A 19,765-nucleotide genomic window follows, 5' to 3' on the forward strand; every position below is an offset into this window, starting at 1 on the left:
TCACTCCTTTCTATCTTGCGAAAAAAAGATAAGGAGGCCACCCCCCTTATCTTTTATGGATTTATTCTGTCTTTGAACCGTCTCGGTTTGTATCTGTTCTTCCGTTCTCGTCAATGTTACCATCGCCATTATATTCTTGACCATCCCATTGGCGAGCTTCGAATGAGAGTGTGATATCAGCCGAATCGCCTTGGAATTTGTTTTGTTTATAAGTGCCATCATTGTAAGTTTCGTCATCTTTAACGAACCTCACTTTGACACCCATTTGGTCTTCGTCAGAAGGATCTACAGGAATACCTTCCCAGCCTTCATTAGCCGTTGTCGAGACTTTCAAACGATTGTCAACTAAACGGTCACCATCGACTGCATTTGCAAGAGTTAGACGTGCATCATCAATCTCACTCTGCGTACCCACCTGGTTACCTAACGAATCAGATGCTAGATATAAATCTTTAAGAGAGACATTGAGAAAAACATCTTTCGGATAGTTATTATTGTCACCTTCACGACCTACTTGTAAAAATTCAACCTTAAATTGGTCCAAATAATCTAGCACACTATAGTCAGTATCTTCAGTCCACGTATCACCGTAACCTGCATCGCCTTGCTCAGGTACATAATCCGTGAATTCTACATCTTCAATCGTCATCAATACATCTTTAATGGCAAGACTACCGTTATTATCAAATTGAATATAACGTGTCATGTGATCACCTGGTTTCAGGTCAGTAATGTCGAACGTATAAGGTCCTTCATCCTCAGACAAATCCATTTTTAGCGTCCCTGCTTCAACACTGCCTGTTGTCGCGTCTACATCATTGAACGCTGCCCAAGTACCACCAGCGATTAAGCTAAGGCCCATTGCTCCAGCAATACCGCTAACAGTGAGCTTCTTTTTTATAGCCATTAACTAATACCTCCAATAAATGAACTAATTACTCTGGCTCTACTTCGTCATTACTTCTGTCATCGCCACCCATTTGCGTTGCTTCGAAATCGAACTTTAAAGTTGCGCCTTCGCCTTGGTATATGTTTTGCATTTGATAACGTGAGTCACCAATTGTTTCAGGATTATTAACGAATTTTATTTTCACATCGTATTCCAAACTTTCATCTGCTTTTAAACCAACTTCATTCCCTGAACCTGTAATATCTTCCGGATTGTTATGATTAACCATAGTATTTAATGGAATACCATTTTTAGAACCGTTAATATACACCTTAAATTGACTTAAAAAGTCATCCATATTATTATCAGCTTCTTCACCAAATTTGTCTTCCAAATCTAATACATCCTCATTTTCCCATCCATCAGCTGATACTTGAGTCAAAATCTTATTAATATCAAGCGATCCTTTATTTTCTAATACAATAGTCTTTTCAAAATAGTCACCCGGTTTTAAGTTAGAAATATCGAATTGAAAACTTTCCGATTCATCAACCGCTAAATCCAATGTCCCAGCTTTAAACGTGTTACTCACTTCTTCAACATCATTAAATGCTGCATACGTTCCTCCTCCGATTAAAGATAGGCCAAGAACTCCTGTCATGACACCTACACCCAATTTTGATTTAAAACCCATAATAAAATTCCTCCTTAGATTGTTTCTCTTAATAGAGATTGTGATATTTATTTCATCGAAACTTAGTAAGCTTCGATAAAAGCATTAGGAAACTTCTTCATTCAGCTTTGGTCGATCCATTCGTTTCTGTTTCTTCTCTTCTTTAAAAGCTGTAACGATCATTTTAATCGACCAACCAATTAACCATAAACCTGGGATCACAAGAAGTAACATGACTCCCATACTCGAATTCGCAAAATCCATAACATAACCTATATACGGTACATTAATGCCACCGAACTTGCCGTAGATATTTTCTGGTAATACAGCATTTGCATCAGCTGCATCATTGTTGTCACCCTTAGTTCGGAACATCAATTGACCATCATTATTTAAAACATCGGTAATTCGATGTGTGACAAACGTTTGATTATCTTCCTGGAACATAATGATGTCGCCTTCTGCTAGATTACGAACATCATAGTTTTGGTTAATACCAATGACTGACCCTGTTTGAATCTCAGGTTCCATTGACCCGGAATAGACTACTTTTAACTCTTGCCCAAATATAGTCGGTTCTCCATTTGACGTAACGTTCGTGATGACCATTGTGAATACGACTAATAACAAACTCACTAAAATTATGTTCATCGTTCGACTTAGCCATTTAAGCGTTTTTGTTTTCATAACATCACCCTTAATCATTCTCGTTTTGATTATCATTTGATGATTCTTCTTCTTTCACTTGAGTGTCATCATCTTTTGAATCTTGAGTTTTTGATGTCTGATCTTCTTGTTGCTTGTCATCAGTTGAGTCAGTTTTAGAAGTTTCTTTTTCTTGTTTAGGATCTTGCTGTTGATCACTCTTGGTATTTTGTTGGTCTTCCTTTTCATCTGAAGCGTCAGTTGATGAATCCTCGGAACCCTCTTTTGTCTCTTCATCTTTATTATCTTGATCTTTTGACTCTTGTTGTTTGTCTTCAGTGTTTTCTTTACTATCATTTCCTGATTCGTTCGTTACATTTTCTTCATCGGATTCTTGGTTATTTTTAGATTTAGATGTGTCATTAGATGATACTTTGTTTTCTTTTTGTTCGTTATTGTTATCTCTATCTTTTTGGCCATTGCCATTATTGTTTTCTTTTTTATCCGTACGGCGTTCATCTTTGCTATTTGCTGATTGCTCTTCTTCACAATCTTTAAGTTTAATTGCTCCGCTTTTACCACCGTTGTCACCGCCTGGATGTCCGTCTGGTCGAACAAACTTAAAGCGATAACGACCATTTTTGTCAGGGTTAAAAGTCAGTTCATCTGTATCGTCTTTACCAAGTAACTCTGTCTTGCCTTCAAAACCTGAGATCCGCTGCCAATCCGGTTTCCCTTTAAGGTTAGCCGCACGATACACATGATACTTCCAAGGGGATGTCATATCTTCACCTGTGTTTTTAACCGTAGCCGTTATTTGCTCACAACTTCCATTAGCCCCTCCTTCGAAAGTCAGTGAACTTTTATCCCAACCCTCACCGTCATCCGGTATATCCGGCGTCCATTCCCCTACCTGAAATGCCCCTTCAACGGATGTGATATCATTAAATTTCGCTGCTGTTCCATCAACCGTCAAGGCTAATAGTAGAAATGCAATGTACACCGTGACTAGCGGTTTTATATACAAATTCCGTTTCATTTGCCGTCGTCGTTTGATCGTCAAACGTGTTTGTCTCAAGGGCTTCACCACCACATTAAATTACTTCAACGTTTTATTATATGCGTATGTTCTTTATTAAGAACAATTCAAAGTATATATCTTTGTTATAATTTTGAAAAATTGAATATAGCCTCTTATGTTCTCAATAATGAACAAAATCACACTATTTACTTCAACTTGCTAACTTTTTCTTAAAATTCCGCCTATTTATTCGTTATAAAGAACAAAACATTAAAAAAAGAGCCTACGTTAAACCATTAAATGATTTAACGTAGGCTCTTAGAACCTGTTTTATCCGTTTCCGTGGGATTATTGCGCTCGTTCGAGTTGTTGGCGTAATTCTGCTAGTTCATCCTCAATTCGATTAAGTGATTTCTCTAGCATCGTGACGTTGCCTCCGTTTGCTTCCAACTTATCTAAATCGCCTTGAATTCGAATATAATCCATTTTTAATTGATCAATTTGAGCTTGAATTTCATCTTTAGTCATTGTTTTCACTCCAATCACAAAATCAACTCTATTGTAACGGATATGTGATTTTTCATGCAATTCATACGTTTTTAAGCAAAAAAATCCGTGCTACATCTCATTAATTAAGATAAGCACGGAACACGATTAATTTTGATCATAGACTCTTAATGGTGAAAAACAAAACTTTTAAGTGGGACAGTTTGTTGTTTGGATTCGTCGTTGATTTGATATTGAATCTTCAAGTCACTTAAATCAAATTGATAGTTTTGTTCATGGATCGTTACTTTAAATACGACTGTCATTTCATCCTCAGTCATGGTGAAATCGTCTGGTTGTTCATATTCGCCAACGACTTCTCGCATGTCAGGACTGAATCCGTAATATAGATCCGTCTGATTATTCGGGTCGATGAATGTTTCAATATAGATACTAGGATCGGCTTCAGTTAAGACAGACCCATCATCCTTAATAATTTCTAACCCTTCAATAGTTGGCAGGGTTTCTCCTGTCCATTTGTATGTGTGACCGATATAGACATCGAGATATTCATTAAACACCTTGGCGTGAGCACCTGTATGACTTACATTGACAAACTCACCCTTGTCACTGTTCGCATCCACAACAAAATAACCCATAAAAGCGACAATGATCAAAAGGGGACTTATTAACAGCCACCTGACATTATTCATTTTGACACCTCTACCCAATATTCTACTATCATTATATGCTTACATATATTATTCTATACCTTTTGACAAAATCCTGCTAGGGTTTAATTTTTCCTTTCCAATATGAAAAGATAACATGGGCTGCCACACGGCTTGTCATATTGCGGAAATCAATGGTTGGGTCTATTTCAACGATATCCACAGCTTTTACGGCTTCAAAGGCTGAAGCTCGCTCCACACCTGTAAGCAAATCATGACTCGTCATACCACCTGGTCCAATTGCTGGACAGCCTGGTGCGTATGCTTGGTCGAGGACGTCCATGTCGACTGATAAATAAATTAGATTAACTTGGTCAATAAGATGCTGAATCGCTTGGTCAACTAATGCCTCAACGCCTTGATCTTTCACATCATCCATCGTAAAAACTGTTACACCATGATCTTTTGCAAATTGATCATAAGCAGCAGCATTCGTAAAATCATGGATTCCAATTTGAACGAGATGATCCCCTCTTAAAACTTGATCCTCTATCGCACGGCGGAATGGCGTTCCATTAGTCGGACCACCATCTTGTAAATTTCGAAGGTCATGATGGGCGTCGAATTGAATCACACCAATTGTCCCTACTTGTTGTTGATACGCTTTTAATGAAGGGTACGTCACTGAATGGTCGCCACCTAATAAGAAGAGTTCATCGACTTCTTGACGGTTTAATATTGTTTTAATAGATTCTGTTATTCGGTCTTGTGAACCTGGGATATCAGTTGGATGCATATTGATATCACCAAAATCAGTCACTTGTTCGTGATTGAAATCAATTCCTAATCCATTGGAATAGGTCGAGTAACTGCTCATTGCCTGACGAATAGCCCCTGGTGCAAAGGCTGCCCCAGAATGACTAATCGATGGCTTGGATAAAGGTGCCCCAACCAGCCCGTATCGCCGGTGCTGGCCGTCCGCTTCAATAAGCAATTCATCAAATTTCGTGACGTGCTGGTCTTTAAATTTAGCCTGACCAGCAGGCTTTAAGTGATCAGCCAATTAAACCACCCCTCTGGTATAAGATACGTCCAGCTTTCATAACTGTATTCACATGATTAACCCCATAATGATAGGGAATATATTGATAATTAGGTGCATCCCAAATCACTATATCGCCTTGATTACCTTCTATGATCTTTCCAGCTGTATCGCCACGATTAATCGCATGAGCCGCGTTCGTTGTGACGGCATACCATATTTCTTCAGGTGTCATCTTCATCTTTAAAGCTGCCAAGGACATGATGAGTTGAATATTCTCTGTGACCGAGCTTCCAGGATTAAAATCAGTCGACAAGGCAATCGCAGCGCCCGCTTCAATCATGGTACGCGCTCGAGCGTAGTCACCCTTACCTAAATAAAATATCGTTCCTGGTAAGAGCACCCCAATTGTCTCTGATTGTCCGAGTTTTCGAATGCCTTCATCCGTCGCTACGGCTAAGTGATCACCCGACACAGCGCCTAATTCAACTGCTAATTCAGTTCCACCTAATGGGTCAATTTCATCCGCATGCAATTTAATATCAAAACCGCATTTCTTCGCTTCGTTTAAATAACGTCTGGATTGTTCAACGGTAAACACACCCGTCTCAGTAAAAATATCAACGAATTCAGCTAAGCTTTCTTCTTTAATTTGCGGAAACATTTTCGCCATTTCATCCAAGAGAGCATCTGGATTATCACGATAATCTTCTGTAATCGCATGTGCGCCTAAAAATGTCAACACAACTTCTAATGGATGATCCTGATTAACCTTTTGAGCCACACGTAATTGCTTAAGTTCGGTCTCGCGGTCCATGCCATAACCACTTTTAGCTTCGACCGTTGTGATTCCGAATTGCGCCATGCGATCTAAGTGAAACATTGCTTTATCATAAAGGTCTTTTTCCGATGCTTCACGCGTCGAACGGACTGTCGATAAAATGCCGCCACCTTGTTTTAAGATCTCTAAATACGGGACCCCCTGCTGTTTTAAAGCCATTTCATGTTCCCGCGATCCACCAAACACTAAATGGGTATGCGGCTCGACAATGCCTGGTGTCACAAGCTTACCACGACAATCTATCTTTTCGTCTGCTGTAACTTGCTCCAACTCATCACTTGGAGCGATTCTTACCACTTTTCCATCTTCTATTAAAATAGCATAACCTTCATACGTCGATAGCTTTTGCATGGCCTTGCCACGAACAGGTCCATCGTGGTCATCCATCGTTAATAATTGTCCGATTTGATAAAGTAATATTCTCATAGAGAACCCTCCCTTAATTGTGATCAATCATCGGAATGTGAACGCCTTTTTGACGCGCTGTTTCTTTTGCTTTTTCATAACCAGCATCAACATGACGAGCGACGCCCATGCCTGGGTCAGAGGTTAATACTCGGTTAAGCCGAGCTTCTGCTTCCTTTGTTCCATCAGCTACAATGACCATCCCAGCATGAAGTGAGTAACCCATGCCGACACCACCACCGTGATGCACAGACACCCAACTAGCACCGTTCACACTATTAATTAGCGCATTCAAAATTGGCCAATCCGCCACGGCATCGCTCCCATCTAACATAGATTCTGTTTCGCGGTTTGGTGAAGCAACAGAACCAGCATCTAAATGATCGCGACCAATAACAATGGGAGCTGATACCTCACCTGATGCGACTAAATCATTAATCACTTGACCAAAGCGTGCTCGCTCACCATATCCTAACCAACAAATACGGGCCGGCAAGCCTTGAAATTGCACACGTTCTTGCGCCATATCAATCCAACGGTGTAAATGATCATTGCCTGGAAACGTCTCTTTTAAAGCTTGGTCGATTCGGTAAATGTCGTTTGGATCACCTGATAATGCCGCCCAACGGAACGGACCTTTCCCCTCACAAAACTGCGGGCGAATAAAGGCTGGAACGAAACCAGGAAAATCGAAGGCTTGATTTAAACCGACATTATAAGCTTCTTGGCGAATATTGTTTCCATAATCAAATGTGACCGCACCCCGTTCTTGTAATGTCAACATCGCCTCTACGTGTTGCTTCATACTTTGTCTTGATACGGTTAAATACTGCGCTTCATCTTCTTGACGTCTAAGCGCTGCTTGATCCAATGAATAGCCAATCGGAACATAACCATTAAGGGGATCGTGCGCTGACGTCTGATCAGTGACTAAATCAGGTGTCACCCCGCGTTCCACCATAGCCTGAAACACTTCAGCCGCATTACCAACAAGTCCAATTGATAGCGCATCACCATTTAATTGGGCTTGATTAGCTATTTTCAAGGCTTCATCTAAAGAATGAGCGATCTGATCTAAATAACGATGCTCGATTCGCCGTTTAATCCGAGCTTCATCGACTTCAACCACAATCACAACGCCATCGTTCATTGTCACAGCTAAAGGTTGTGCGCCACCCATTCCTCCTAATCCAGCCGTTAACGTCAATGTCCCACGTAAAGAGCCATTAAAATGTTGTCTAGCAGCCTCTGCAAATGTTTCATAAGTTCCTTGCAGAATGCCTTGCGTCCCAATATAAATCCAACTTCCCGCTGTCATTTGACCATACATCATGAGACCAGCTTCATCTAATTCACGGAAATGATCCCAATTCGCCCAAGCTGGTACTAAGTTAGAATTAGCGAGTAACACACGCGGTGCGTCAGCATGCGATTGAAAAACGGCAACAGGTTTCCCTGACTGAATCATTAACGTTTGATCATTCTCTAACTGTTCTAATTCACGCACAATAGTATGATAACTATCCCAATTTCGAGCAGCTCTCCCTATGCCACCATAAACAACGAGTTCATCTGGATTTTCTGCGACATCTGGATCTAAATTATTCATTAACATGCGGAGCGCTGCTTCTTGTACCCAGCCTTTTGTCTTTAATTCCTTTCCATGTGGTGCTTTAATTGACTTTACCATTAAATGACCTCCTTACGTTTTGAATCATCCATTAACCATGTTGTTAATGCTTCGATGTCATATGAGAATGGTCGATCTTCTGTAATCGAAGGAACGACCTCCCTCGCCTCATCAAATAATTGGCGCGTCTTCTGAGCCATTCGGTTAACGCCCTTCACTTCGACGGCTTCCATCGCACAAATTAACTCAATCGCTAAAACACGCTGGACATTATGAGTAATCTGTTGAGCATGCCGAGCGGCAATCGTTCCCATACTCACATGATCTTCTTGATTCGCAGATGACGGGATCGAATCCACACTCGCTGGATGCGCTAATGTCTTGTTTTCCGAAACGAGTGACGCTGCCGTATATTGCATAATCATAGCCCCAGATTGCAAGCCAGGTTCAGGACTTAAAAACGGGGGCAAATCATTAAGTTGTGGATTAACGAGTCGTTCAATCCGTCTTTCAGCAATGTTAGCGATTTCAGATACGCCGATTTTTAATAGGTCCATGGCAATCGCTATCGGCTGCCCGTGGAAATTACCACCTGAGACGACATCGCCATTTTCAAAAATGAGTGGATTATCCGTCGCTGCATTTATTTCTATGTCTAACTTATCCCGGACATATTCAATTGTTTGCCATGAAGCACCGTGAACTTGTGGTAGACAACGAATTGTATAAGCATCTTGAACACGTTTTTCACCTTGAGATGTCGTTAATTGACTGTCTATGAGTAGATCTCGCATCCTTCTAGCTACAGCGGTTTGTTCATTATACCCCCGCGCTACATGAATGCGCTCATCAAAGGCGTCAATGATCGCTTCAAGTCCTTCTATTGTCATCGCAGCTATTTGTTCAGATTGTTTTAGCAATTGCTCAGCTTGCAAATACGTTTGGACGCCTACTGCTGTCATGGCTTGGGTTCCATTAATTAAAGCTAATCCTTCTTTGGCTTGTAGTTTAATAGGTTGAATATCGTATTGGGCTAATACCTGTTTGGCCGACTTGTGACCGTCATCTGTCAATACTTCCCCATCGCCAAGAAGCACTAGTGCTAAATGAGCAAGCGGTGCTAAATCACCACTCGCACCTAGCGAACCTTGCGACGGGATAGCAGGTGTGATCTGTTTATTGAGCAATTGACAAAGCGTTTCGACGACAACTGGACGCACACCTGAATAACCTTTTAACAAGGCATTCGCACGTAGTAATACCATCGTTCGACTAACCGACTTAGAAAACGGTTCACCGACACCACAAGCATGCGAGTAAATCAAATGCTTTTGTAGATCATCTAAATCGGTTTCATCAATTTCCACATCACTAAATTTACCGAAGCCTGTATTAATGCCATACAATTTTTGATGGCCTGCTAGCGCCTCCTCAACATGAGCACGACTCTTCATTAATCGGGTATAGGCATCACTTGAAATAGCTACCGGTTCAGCATTTTGCACGATTCTTTCAATATCATCTAATGTCAGATCATATCCCTTTAACTCAATGGTCATGTCATCACCTCCAACACATAATAAAAAGGGACTTATTCTTAGACATACTAAGAATAAGCCCCCTTTTCGCTAATAACTTATGGGCTCCATTTATATATGATTAATTCCTAAACCAGCTGTTTCATGCTCTAAGCCCCGCACTGGCGCACCAATTGTTCCATACAAAGCAACAGCAATCCATTCACCTTCAGCTTGGTTTTCATAGGCTATTCCACGGACGATGACAAATTTAAGTCCAACTGTCCGCATCACATCACCAAGCTGAGCTTGCCCGCGAGTAACACCTTGAACGGCTTCTAAAATCGCGTGATACAATGCGTGCATTTCACGATATAAGGATTGATCAATCAATCCTTGGCGCTTAGCTGCGGTTTCGATGGCTGAAACAACCTTTTGTAATTCCATTGATCCTGTCTTACCTAAACACGTCTGATAACCAGCGGACTCGATTGTTTCGACTAACGCTTCTTGCTCTTCACTAGTGGCTAATACTAATTGAAGCGCAGACTTGCCAATCGGCCGATGTGGTTGGTCAACCATTCACAACACCATCATTTCATCCACTTTTCTAATAAAATTGTAAAACAATTTTGAAAATAAGTCAATGTAAAATGAAACGCTACTCGATAAGCCATCAAGTAGCGTTTCATTTTAAAACTATTCATTAATCTTTGTGGTTATGCGTTGGGTCCCAAGGGAAGTCGGCACCAAAACGTTCAGCCAACATTTTCGATTCTTTACGACGTTTTTTACGGTAATCTGCACGTTCAGACGCTCCTGCATTTAGCCACTTTTCCTCACTGGATTCTGGGTAAACAGGAGGCACTTCAACTGGTACACCATCTTCACCGACGGCAACCATTGTTAAGAACGCTGTGGTACAAACAGTACGCTCACCTGTTAGTAAATTTTCTGTGATTGCTTTAACAAACACTTCCATTGACGTTGTTGATGTCCAAGTAACGAATGCCTCTAAGCAAATTGTACTACCTTCATGCACCGGCGCTAAGAAGTCTACAGAATCTGTCGAAGCAGTCACAACTGGTGTACGCGCATGACGTGTTCCTGCAATGGCAGCAACATCATCCATGTAGCGCATTAATTGGCCACCAAATAATGTTCCGTGACCGTTCGTATCTGGTGGTAGGACGAACGAATTTTTGACCGTTAATGATTGAATACACGGTTTCGCTTCCATGATCATCATCCTTTATTTATAAATTTAGTTGAATATCACTTTATATTCAATTACTTATTCTTGAGAAAACCGTTCATATTATATCACGCGTAAGCTTCTTTGACACGTATAATACTCAGTTAAACAAAAAGGTTTGCAGGGAAACCCCACAAACCTTTTTAAATTAATCTTTCTTTTTAATACCTTGTTCTTCTGCCAAACGTTTGGCAACTTTTACGGAGTCCCAAACAGGTGGTAATAGTAAGAGTGAAACAGGGACGGCAGACACAACAATAAAGTTCTGTAACATACCGATACTGTCACCACTACCGTCTCCAATCGCAATAAGTGTAGCTGCTACTGCACCGAAAATAATGGCCCAGAATACACGCACATATTTGCTTGGATCATCATTACCTGTAATAGCAACGGCTGATGCATAAGACATAGAGTCTGTTGTTGTCGCAACGAATATCACCGTAATAATCAAGAAACAAATAGCCAAGAATGTACTAAATGGCAATTGTTCTAATATGGCTGCAACAGCGGCCTCTTGTCCGACATTGTTAAGCGGGTCAGAAATAACACCTGGATTATCCATTTCAAAGGATAGTCCGGAACCACCCAATGTCGCGAACCAGAAGTTACTCACTAATGGCGCCATAATCGCAACAGCGACAACAAGTTCCCGGATTGTACGACCACGGGAAATACGAGCAATGAAAATCGCCATCATCGGCCCGAAGCCAATGAACCAACCCCAGAAGAAGACGGTCCACCAGCTCAGCCATGCACCATCTCCGCGAGTTAAACTCATCATTAAGAAGTTTTGCATTTGGAATGCCTCAGCTGTGATGAAAGCATCTAATATAAACATCGTCGGCCCAATGATTAAAATAATAATCATTAAAACAATCGCAAAACTCACATTAAATCGACTTAATAACTGAATACCTCGGTCAACACCCGTGATTGCAGAAATACTCGCAATCGTTACGAGAATAATGATAAACGAAATTTGTGTGAACAATGTACTTGGAACACCAAAAACATCTTCAAAAGCGTATGCAGCTTGAATACCTAAAAAGCCAATCGCACCAATAGTACCTGCTGCAACAGCAATAATTGATGTGACATCGGCTAAAACACCCCATATATTAAAACGACGGAAAATCTTATCACCAAATACGGGATATAACATCGTTCTTGGCTTAAGTGGCATTCCTTTGTGGTAATGCGCATACATAATAACAATTGTTGCGACAGTACCTAAAATCGCCCAAGCTGAGAAACCCCAGTGGAAAAAGGCTTGTGCTAAACCTGGCACAGCGCGATTCCAATCACTTAATCCTTCTTCCGCGAATAAAGGTGGCGTTGTCACAAAGTGTGAGATCGGCTCACTAGAAGCCCAAAACACACCACCAGAAGCGAGTAAAGTCGTCGCAATCATCGCGACCCAACGGAAATTACCGTATTGAGCCTTTTCTTTATTACCTAATCGAACACGGCCATAGCGTGAAAACATTAAAATTAAACTAACAATTAACGTGGCAAGCATTAGTAGTTGCCAGAATAAACCGAAATACTTAGCGGAAAAATCAAATGAATTGTTAACCGCTGTTGACGCAAAATCCGGAGTGAAAAACGCTAAAATAAGAAATAATAACAAGAATCCTCCGCTAATCGCGAACGGTCCCCACTGCGTCCCTGTTCCTAAGTATTCTTCGGAATAGTATTTTTTCTTCATCCTTGTCCTCCTGTAATTTTGGTGAATTGTGTGCTGTGTCTTTTTTGTGACATGTTTTACACAATTATTCTTAAATTTTAGTCTAATCGAGTTTATTCGTCAAAAATTTTATAGCAAAGTGATTAAGGCAATACGTACGAATTTTAAAGCTGTCGATAGCTGACCTATAGTATGTCGCTCTATTTATCCTCTAGTCTTGTTATTTGCTACTTTTTAGAAGTTATGAGGATTATGGCTAAATTTTTTAGCAATTCGCAGTATTAATGTCCGTTGTTGATATTGTGATCCGCTATCGGTGGACGCTTTCCGCGGGCACGGCTCGAGCCTCCTCGGCCAAAAAGCATGGCCTGCGGGGTCTCGAGACACGTGCTGTTCCCGCAGGAGTCGCCACCTTCGCTCCTCACAATTCAACAACTAAGTGCTAAAACATTCAAAATCCACATAACACATTAGTCCTTTGAGCATTAAATAATCCCCACGAGTGTAATTACGCTCGTGGGGAGAATAAATTAGTCTAACACTAGCTTTTGTTTGAGCTGGGTTAGCATATCTTCTGTCATTTTGTTGAGATCATAATCAATGGTGAAATCCCATTCATTCACTGCAGCTTTTGAATCAATGGAGTTCGGCCAACTGTCAGCAATGGCTTGGCGTACTGGGTCAACATCATAATCCAATTCGAACGCTGGGATATGTTGTTGAATTGCACGTGCAAAGTCTTCTGGTGCAGCACTCATAGCTGTTACATTATAAGCATTTCGATTTTTGAGACGAGCGGGATCCGCTTCCATCAAATCAATAATGGCTTTTACAGCGTCTGGCATATACATCATATCCATGTAAGTACCTGCTGCTATATAAGATGTGTATCGACCTTGTTTTAACGCTTCATAATACATTTCAACCGCATAATCTGTAGTTCCGCCACCTGGTTCTGTATCATACGAAATCAATCCTGGGAAACGAACACTTCTCGTATCTACGCCAAATCGTTCAAAATAATAGTCACACAATAACTCACCAGCGACTTTATTCACCCCATACATCGTCGTTGGACGTTGGACTGTTAATTGAGGCGTTTGATCTTTTGGTGTGGTTGGACCAAATGCACCAATTGAGCTCGGCGTGAAAAATTTCGCTTCTCGTTTTCGAGCAACTTCAAGCGCATTCATTAACCCATTCATATTCAAATCCCATGCTAGCTGCGGATTGTTTTCAGCTTTGGCTGATAATAATGCCGCTAAATGAATAACCGTATCTACTTGGTAACGGTCTGCTATTTCCTGCATCGCATCACCATCTGTTACATCAAGTGTTTCGAATGGACCACTTGTCACAACAGGATGGTCAGCTTCGCGAATATCTGTTGCAATCACCTGCTGATGGCCATAACGTTCTCGTAAAGCCATCGTTAATTCCGAACCAATCTGACCTAATGATCCGGTAATTAATATTTTATTCATCTCCGGTTCTCCTCCCGTTATGTTCTACTTCTCGTTTAGATTACCCCTAATTCTTTACCAACTTTTTCATAGATCTTAATCGCTTGATCTAACATTTCTTTGGTATGGGCTGCTGTCGGCATATTACGGACACGGCCTGTGCCACGTGGTACTGTTGGGAAGACGATTGCTTTCGCATAAACGCCTTCTTCGTTCAACCGTTTACTAAATTGTTGCGTCGTTTTTTCATCCCCAATAATACATGGCGTGATAGGTGTTTCACTTTGGCCAATGTCAAAGCCTAACTCTTTAAGGCCTGCTTTTAAGTAATTACCGTTTTCCCACATTTGATCGTAAAGATCCGTCGATTCCATTAATAAATCAATCGCTTTACGTGATGCAGCAACATCTGCTGGTGACAGTGATGTTGAAAATAGGAACGGACGAGAGCGGACTTTAAGCCAATCGATTAGTTCTTGTTTACCAGCGACATAACCACCGACAACTCCGATCGCTTTCGATAATGTCCCCATTTGGAAGTCAATTTTATCTTGTAAGCCGAAATGCTTAACTGTTCCAGCGCCTTTACCAAGAACACCTGAACCATGCGCATCATCGACATAAGTAATCAAGTCAAATTCTTCAGCAACTTCAACAATTTCCGGTAACTTCGCAATGTCACCATCCATTGAGAAGACGCCATCCGTTATAACCATGATTTTATTATATTGGCCTGATTCTGTTGCTTCTTTTGCTTTTTGACGTAAGTCTTCCATATTACTGTGTTCAAATGGAATAATTTTTGCCTTTGATAGGCGGCAACCATCAATGATCGAAGCATGGTTTAATGAATCGGATAAGATTGCATCATTTTTATCCATTACAGCTGAAATCGCTGCCATGTTGCAATTAAACCCTGATTGATATGCAATCGCTGCTTCTGTCCCTTTAAACTCTGCAATTTTCTCTTCTAATTTCACGTGCAAATCTAATGTTCCATTGATTGTGCGGACTGCTCCTGCACCCACACCGTGTGAATCAACAGCATCTTTAGCAACTTCTTTCAAACGTTCATCCGTCGCTAAACCTAAGTAGTTATTCGATGATAAATTAATCAGTTTTTGACCATCAATTGTTATTTCAGGACCGTTCGCACCATCTACAGGGTCGATTTCATTGTAGAGTCCTTGATCTTTTAAATCTTGTAAGTTTTGTTGTAAAAATTGATCTAATGTTTCACTTGGCATAATGTCCCTCCTAAGCTAGTTTCACTCCATACATATGATAACATGTTTTGTTTTTTTGTGGGTTATAAATTGAGTTACCACTTTAATCAGTTTATAGCCCCATAAGCATTAGCTTTAGCTATTCAGTAGATGTGATACGAATTAATTTGCGCATAAAAAAAGCAGGAAGTCTTAAACTCCCTGCTTTTATAACCATTAGCCACGTACTGTAGTTGTATCTTTAGTTGGTTGGTGCACGCCTGCTTCAATGTCTTTCATGTAGTGACATGCAGCTACGTGACCGCCTTCCATATAGTCTTCATTTCTTAATTCAGGCGTTTCTTCTGCACATTTTTCTGTCGCGAATGGACAACGTGTGTGGAAGCGACAACCTTTAGGCGGATCCATAGGTGAAGGTACATCACCTTGTAAGAATATACGATCTGTTTTCTTCTCTGGATCTGGTACTGGAATTGCTGATAATAATGCTTTTGTATAAGGATGTTGTGGGTTTTCAAAAATGGATTTCGTATCGCCCATTTCAACAATCTTACCAAGATACATAACAATAATACGATCAGAAATGTGACGAACGACACCTAAGTCATGGGCAATGAATAAGTAAGTCAAGTTCATCTCATTCTGGAATTTCTTAAGCAAGTTCAATACCTGTGCTTGAATCGATACGTCTAGTGCTGAAACTGCTTCGTCACAGACGATTAGTTTCGGATTAACCGAAAGAGCACGTGCAATACCGATACGTTGACGTTGACCACCTGAAAATTCGTGAGGGAAACGGTCTACTTGGTGTGGTTGTAAACCAACTGTTTCCATTAATTCTGCAATCTTATCATTACGCTCATCTTGTGGTACAACTTTTTGGATTTCCATTGCTTCGTTTAATGTTTGGCGTACAGTCATACGCGGATTTAATGAAGCATATGGGTCTTGGAATATGATTTGTAAGTCTTTACGCATATCGCGCATTTCTTTCTTACTCATCGAAAGTAAATCTTGTCCGTCAAATTCAACTGTTCCATCGGTTGGGTCATCAAGTCTTAAAATAGCACGACCTGTTGTTGATTTACCACAACCTGATTCCCCTACTAAACTGACTGTTTCACCTTCATAGATATTAAAAGAAATATCGTCAACCGCTTTAACATGGTTCACAGTTCGGCCTAAAACGCCGCCTTTAATCGGGAAGTATTGTTTTAAATTATTAATCTTTAGCAGTTCTTGCTTCTGGCTCATATACTTTCACCTCCGGATCGCCGTCCCATTCATCAGTGTAAATCCAGCAACGAACTTGTTCTTCATCACCGACATCTTCAAGTTCAGGTAGTTTCTCATGACATAAGTCCGTCGCAAATGGGCAACGCGGCGCAAATCGACACCCAACTGGCATCTCATGTGGTGCTGGTACTGTACCACGAATTGGCTCTAATTCTTCTTGGTCCATATCACTACGAGGTAATGAATTAAGAAGTCCAACTGTGTATGGATGACGTGGATTTTTGAAAAGGGTATGAACATCAGCGTATTCTACCACTTTACCACAGTACATAACCGCAACATAATCGCATGTTTCGGCAACAACACCGAGATCGTGAGTAATCATAATAATGGACATATTAAATTCATCTTGTAATTCTTTTAACAACTCTAAAATTTGTGCCTGAATGGTCACATCAAGTGCTGTAGTTGGCTCGTCAGCAACTAATAGTTCAGGGTCACACGCTAAGGCCATTGCGATCATAACACGTTGACGCATACCACCTGACAATTCAAATGGATATTGTGTAACACGACTACGTGGTGATGGGATTCCAACTAACTCAAGTAATTCAACAGCTTTTTCTGTACCTGCTTCTTTACCTAAGCCGCGGTGAATTTTTAACGCTTCACGTAACTGTTGTCCCACTGTATAAACCGGGTTTAACGATGTCATCGGCTCTTGGAAAATCATCGAAATTTGGTTACCACGGATTTTACGCATTTGATTATCATTATATTTTAATAAGTTATCGCCTTTAAAGTTAATCTCTCCACCAACAATTTCACCTGGAGAATCAATCAATTGCAGGATCGATAACGCACTAATACTTTTACCTGATCCGGACTCACCTACGATTCCTAATGTTTTACCTTTAGGAACATCGAAAGTAACACCATCAACAGCTTTTACCTCATTACCTTCTACGAAAAATGACGTTCGTAGATCATTAACTTCTAAAATTGTTTCTTGGCTCATCTTGTTACACCTCACTTTCTTTCATTAATCGTTAAGGTCAATTCGCTTGTTAAGGAATTTATATGAAATATCGACAACTAAGTTTACCAGAACGAAAACAACGGCAATAATAAGAATACATGCCTGAACAACAGGGAAGTCACGTTGTATAATCGAATCGACTAGTAAACGTCCCATTCCGTTAATCGCAAAGACTGATTCTGTTAATACAGCACCAGCTAATAAAGCACCGAATTGCAAACCAGCTACGGTAACAACTGGGATTAAGGCGTTTTTCAGTGCATGTTTATAGATAATAACACGTCTCTTTACACCTTTGGCACGAGCTGTTCGAATATAATCTTGTGAGATGACATCAAGCATACTCGAACGTGTCATACGGGCGATAATAGCCGCACCTGCTGTACCGAGTGATATAACTGGTAAGACAATGCTTCCTGGACCTTCCCAACCTGTTGGCGGGAACCAACCAAGATTAACCGCAAACCATTGGATCAGCATTAACCCTAACCAGAAGTTCGGCATCGAAAGTCCAAATAACGCGACAATCATAATGGTAATATCCGAGATTGAATACTGGCGTACTGCTGAAATAATACCAGCTAACAAGCCCATAAATATACTTAAAATCGTTGAATAGATTGATAGTTCTAGGGTCACTACAAATTTAGGCCAAACTTCATCTGCTACCGGTGTATTATAGCGCATCGAAGTTCCTAAATCACCTTGTACCACACCGGAAATATAATCCCAATATTGTACTGGGAGAGGATCATTTAAACCTAAACTTTCTTCAATTTGTTCGATTGTATCAGGTGGCGCACTTTCACCAGCCATCAACTGAGCCGGGTTACCCGGAGTTAGGTGCATTAAAGAGAACACTAGAATTGATACACCGAGTAATACCGGAATCAGCTGCAACACTCGACGAATTATATATACAGTCATCTTGTTTGCACCTCTTTCCTATTTTTTCATTTTCGGGTCTAACGCGTCACGTAAACCGTCACCAAAAATATTAAATGCCAACACGACAATGACGATTGCCATACCAGGGAAGAACGCAATATGTCCTGCGTCCCGCATATAGCTTCGACCATCGTTTAACATGGCACCCCACTCTGGTCGAGGTGGCTGTGCACCCATACCCAAGAATGATAGACCCGCTGCTGTTAGAATCGCTGTTGCAATATAAAGTGTCGCATTAACAATCACTGGTGATAAAACGTTTGGTAAGATGTGTTTGAAGATAATACGTCCATCTCCAGCACCCAATGCTTTAATCGCATCGACATATTCAAGATTTTTCGCAGCTAATGTAGAACCACGAATAATTCTTGCAAATCCAGGTATAGCATAAATCGCAACGGCAATTGTTACATTAATTAAATTACCACCTAAAATACTAACGATTGCTAGTGCTAATAGAATACCAGGGAACGCGAGTAAAATATCAATTAAACGCATAATAACGGCATCGATCTTACCACCGTAATACCCCGCAATAATACCAATTGGAATCCCCATTGCTGCCCCCATAAAGACAGAAGCAAAACCAATTCCTAATGTTAGTTTCATACCGTGAACAATTCTAGTAAAGATATCACGGCCTAAGTGGTCTGTTCCAAACCAGTGTTCTGCTGATGGTCCAGCGAATTTGTTAATAACATCTGTATCAGATGGATCTGCCGACAGCATCCACGGTCCAATAAATGAAAAAATTACTAAAATTAAGATCGTGTAAAATCCAATTAAGGCAGGAACGTTCTTTTTCAAACGTCGGTAAAAATCTTTCATCGCTTTAACACGAGGATTTTCGACTTTTGGTTGTGTAGGCGCTGCCTCTACTTGTTGATTCGACATAGTATATACCCCCTTCTAACTTCATAACCTATTATTTTCTTTGATGATCTAACCGATTGGCTTAAGCAGAAGCTTCCATTATATTCTTTAGTGCGTAAATATTACAAATTTCATAAATAGTACAAAAATTTCGGCTGAATAATCATCATTTTAACACATCTGTAAGCGCTTCAGTAAAAACAGTTTTTGGAAAG

The 19,765-nt window shown here is 40.6% G+C and carries 19 protein-coding genes; all 19 read right to left on the bottom strand.

From position 1 onward, the window contains the following. Positions 1 to 61: 61 nt before the first annotated feature. A complete protein-coding gene (locus J2S77_RS00110; RefSeq protein ID WP_306973491.1) occupies positions 62 to 907 on the bottom strand; it encodes a TasA family protein in 846 nt (281 codons plus the stop codon). Between the two features lie 28 nt (positions 908 to 935). Continuing rightward, positions 936 to 1,583 (bottom strand): TasA family protein, encoded by a 648-nt coding sequence (locus J2S77_RS00115; protein ID WP_306973493.1) that lies wholly within the window; start codon positions 1,581 to 1,583, stop codon positions 936 to 938. Positions 1,584 to 1,667: 84 nt separating this feature from the next. Then, on the bottom strand, positions 1,668 to 2,249 hold the full coding sequence (gene sipW, locus J2S77_RS00120) for a signal peptidase I SipW (RefSeq protein ID WP_306973497.1): 582 nt from the start codon (positions 2,247 to 2,249) through the stop codon (positions 1,668 to 1,670). 10 nt (positions 2,250 to 2,259) lie between these two features. Further along, positions 2,260 to 3,285 (bottom strand): amyloid fiber anchoring/assembly protein TapA, encoded by a 1,026-nt coding sequence (gene tapA / locus J2S77_RS00125; RefSeq protein WP_306973499.1) that lies wholly within the window; start codon positions 3,283 to 3,285, stop codon positions 2,260 to 2,262. A 291-nt stretch (positions 3,286 to 3,576) separates the two neighbouring features. After that, on the bottom strand, positions 3,577 to 3,756 hold the full coding sequence (locus J2S77_RS00130) for an SE1832 family protein (protein WP_306973501.1): 180 nt from the start codon (positions 3,754 to 3,756) through the stop codon (positions 3,577 to 3,579). Positions 3,757 to 3,902: 146 nt separating this feature from the next. Next, complete coding sequence (locus J2S77_RS00135) at positions 3,903 to 4,427, bottom strand: hypothetical protein (protein ID WP_306973503.1); 525 nt, start codon at positions 4,425 to 4,427, stop codon at positions 3,903 to 3,905. Between the two features lie 76 nt (positions 4,428 to 4,503). After that, positions 4,504 to 5,448 (bottom strand): formimidoylglutamase, encoded by a 945-nt coding sequence (gene hutG / locus J2S77_RS00140; RefSeq protein ID WP_306973505.1) that lies wholly within the window; start codon positions 5,446 to 5,448, stop codon positions 4,504 to 4,506. Continuing rightward, a complete protein-coding gene (gene hutI, locus J2S77_RS00145) occupies positions 5,441 to 6,694 on the bottom strand; it encodes an imidazolonepropionase (RefSeq protein WP_306973507.1) in 1,254 nt (417 codons plus the stop codon). Before hutI ends, hutG begins: the two co-directional genes overlap by 8 nt. 13 nt (positions 6,695 to 6,707) lie before the next feature. Continuing rightward, entirely contained in the window at positions 6,708 to 8,363 is a 1,656-nt protein-coding gene (hutU, locus tag J2S77_RS00150) for a urocanate hydratase (protein ID WP_306973509.1), read from the bottom strand. After that, the gene (hutH, locus tag J2S77_RS00155) at positions 8,363 to 9,862 is read right to left on the bottom strand and encodes a histidine ammonia-lyase (RefSeq protein WP_306973511.1); all 1,500 of its coding nucleotides are present in this window, start codon (positions 9,860 to 9,862) and stop codon (positions 8,363 to 8,365) included. Before hutH ends, hutU begins: the two co-directional genes overlap by 1 nt. A gap of 90 nt (positions 9,863 to 9,952) precedes the next feature. Next, positions 9,953 to 10,402, bottom strand: a complete 450-nt coding sequence (gene hutP, locus J2S77_RS00160) for a histidine utilization transcription antiterminator HutP (RefSeq protein WP_306973513.1) — start codon at positions 10,400 to 10,402, stop codon at positions 9,953 to 9,955. Between the two features lie 124 nt (positions 10,403 to 10,526). After that, positions 10,527 to 11,060 (bottom strand): acyl-CoA thioesterase, encoded by a 534-nt coding sequence (locus tag J2S77_RS00165; protein WP_306973515.1) that lies wholly within the window; start codon positions 11,058 to 11,060, stop codon positions 10,527 to 10,529. A gap of 163 nt (positions 11,061 to 11,223) precedes the next feature. After that, positions 11,224 to 12,786 carry a BCCT family transporter gene (locus tag J2S77_RS00170; RefSeq protein WP_306973517.1) on the bottom strand — a complete coding sequence of 521 codons (1,563 nt, stop codon included), beginning with the start codon at positions 12,784 to 12,786 and terminating at the stop codon, positions 11,224 to 11,226. A 509-nt stretch (positions 12,787 to 13,295) separates the two neighbouring features. Further along, positions 13,296 to 14,249 carry an L-threonine 3-dehydrogenase gene (locus J2S77_RS00175; RefSeq protein ID WP_306973519.1) on the bottom strand — a complete coding sequence of 318 codons (954 nt, stop codon included), beginning with the start codon at positions 14,247 to 14,249 and terminating at the stop codon, positions 13,296 to 13,298. Positions 14,250 to 14,284: 35 nt separating this feature from the next. Then, entirely contained in the window at positions 14,285 to 15,475 is a 1,191-nt protein-coding gene (locus J2S77_RS00180) for a glycine C-acetyltransferase (RefSeq protein WP_306973521.1), read from the bottom strand. Positions 15,476 to 15,670: 195 nt separating this feature from the next. Then, positions 15,671 to 16,708: an ABC transporter ATP-binding protein gene (locus J2S77_RS00185; protein ID WP_306973523.1), complete on the bottom strand. Its 1,038-nt coding sequence runs from the start codon at positions 16,706 to 16,708 to the stop codon at positions 15,671 to 15,673. Then, positions 16,677 to 17,708 (bottom strand): ABC transporter ATP-binding protein, encoded by a 1,032-nt coding sequence (locus J2S77_RS00190; protein WP_306973525.1) that lies wholly within the window; start codon positions 17,706 to 17,708, stop codon positions 16,677 to 16,679. The genes J2S77_RS00185 and J2S77_RS00190 overlap by 32 nt, the downstream gene beginning before the upstream one ends. Positions 17,709 to 17,732: 24 nt before the next feature. Continuing rightward, positions 17,733 to 18,656 (bottom strand): ABC transporter permease, encoded by a 924-nt coding sequence (locus J2S77_RS00195; protein ID WP_306973526.1) that lies wholly within the window; start codon positions 18,654 to 18,656, stop codon positions 17,733 to 17,735. 18 nt (positions 18,657 to 18,674) lie between these two features. Then, positions 18,675 to 19,571 (bottom strand): ABC transporter permease, encoded by an 897-nt coding sequence (locus J2S77_RS00200; RefSeq protein WP_306973529.1) that lies wholly within the window; start codon positions 19,569 to 19,571, stop codon positions 18,675 to 18,677. Between the last annotated feature and the right edge of the window lie 194 nt (positions 19,572 to 19,765).

It is taken from the genome of Alkalibacillus salilacus, assembly GCF_030812915.1.
Taxonomy (GTDB): Bacteria; Bacillota; Bacilli; order Bacillales; family Alkalibacillaceae; genus Alkalibacillus; species Alkalibacillus salilacus.

Excerpts from the sequence above, each read along its gene's own strand:
- J2S77_RS00115 (WP_306973493.1), bottom strand. The coding sequence starts at position 1,583 with ATGGGTTTTAAATCAAAATTGGGTGTAGGTGTCATGACAGGAGTTCTT.
- J2S77_RS00135 (WP_306973503.1), bottom strand. The coding sequence starts at position 4,427 with ATGAATAATGTCAGGTGGCTGTTAATAAGTCCCCTTTTGATCATTGTC.
- J2S77_RS00180 (WP_306973521.1), bottom strand. The coding sequence starts at position 15,475 with ATGCCAAGTGAAACATTAGATCAATTTTTACAACAAAACTTACAAGAT.
- J2S77_RS00195 (WP_306973526.1), bottom strand. The coding sequence starts at position 18,656 with ATGACTGTATATATAATTCGTCGAGTGTTGCAGCTGATTCCGGTATTA.
- J2S77_RS00130 (WP_306973501.1), bottom strand. The coding sequence starts at position 3,756 with ATGACTAAAGATGAAATTCAAGCTCAAATTGATCAATTAAAAATGGAT.
- J2S77_RS00170 (WP_306973517.1), bottom strand. The coding sequence starts at position 12,786 with ATGAAGAAAAAATACTATTCCGAAGAATACTTAGGAACAGGGACGCAG.
- sipW (WP_306973497.1), bottom strand. The coding sequence starts at position 2,249 with ATGAAAACAAAAACGCTTAAATGGCTAAGTCGAACGATGAACATAATT.
- J2S77_RS00175 (WP_306973519.1), bottom strand. The coding sequence starts at position 14,249 with ATGAATAAAATATTAATTACCGGATCATTAGGTCAGATTGGTTCGGAA.
- hutI (WP_306973507.1), bottom strand. The coding sequence starts at position 6,694 with ATGAGAATATTACTTTATCAAATCGGACAATTATTAACGATGGATGAC.
- hutH (WP_306973511.1), bottom strand. The coding sequence starts at position 9,862 with ATGACCATTGAGTTAAAGGGATATGATCTGACATTAGATGATATTGAA.
- hutU (WP_306973509.1), bottom strand. The coding sequence starts at position 8,363 with ATGGTAAAGTCAATTAAAGCACCACATGGAAAGGAATTAAAGACAAAA.
- hutP (WP_306973513.1), bottom strand. The coding sequence starts at position 10,402 with ATGGTTGACCAACCACATCGGCCGATTGGCAAGTCTGCGCTTCAATTA.
- J2S77_RS00165 (WP_306973515.1), bottom strand. The coding sequence starts at position 11,060 with ATGGAAGCGAAACCGTGTATTCAATCATTAACGGTCAAAAATTCGTTC.
- J2S77_RS00190 (WP_306973525.1), bottom strand. The coding sequence starts at position 17,708 with ATGAGCCAAGAAACAATTTTAGAAGTTAATGATCTACGAACGTCATTT.
- J2S77_RS00110 (WP_306973491.1), bottom strand. The coding sequence starts at position 907 with ATGGCTATAAAAAAGAAGCTCACTGTTAGCGGTATTGCTGGAGCAATG.
- J2S77_RS00200 (WP_306973529.1), bottom strand. The coding sequence starts at position 19,571 with ATGTCGAATCAACAAGTAGAGGCAGCGCCTACACAACCAAAAGTCGAA.
- J2S77_RS00185 (WP_306973523.1), bottom strand. The coding sequence starts at position 16,708 with ATGAGCCAGAAGCAAGAACTGCTAAAGATTAATAATTTAAAACAATAC.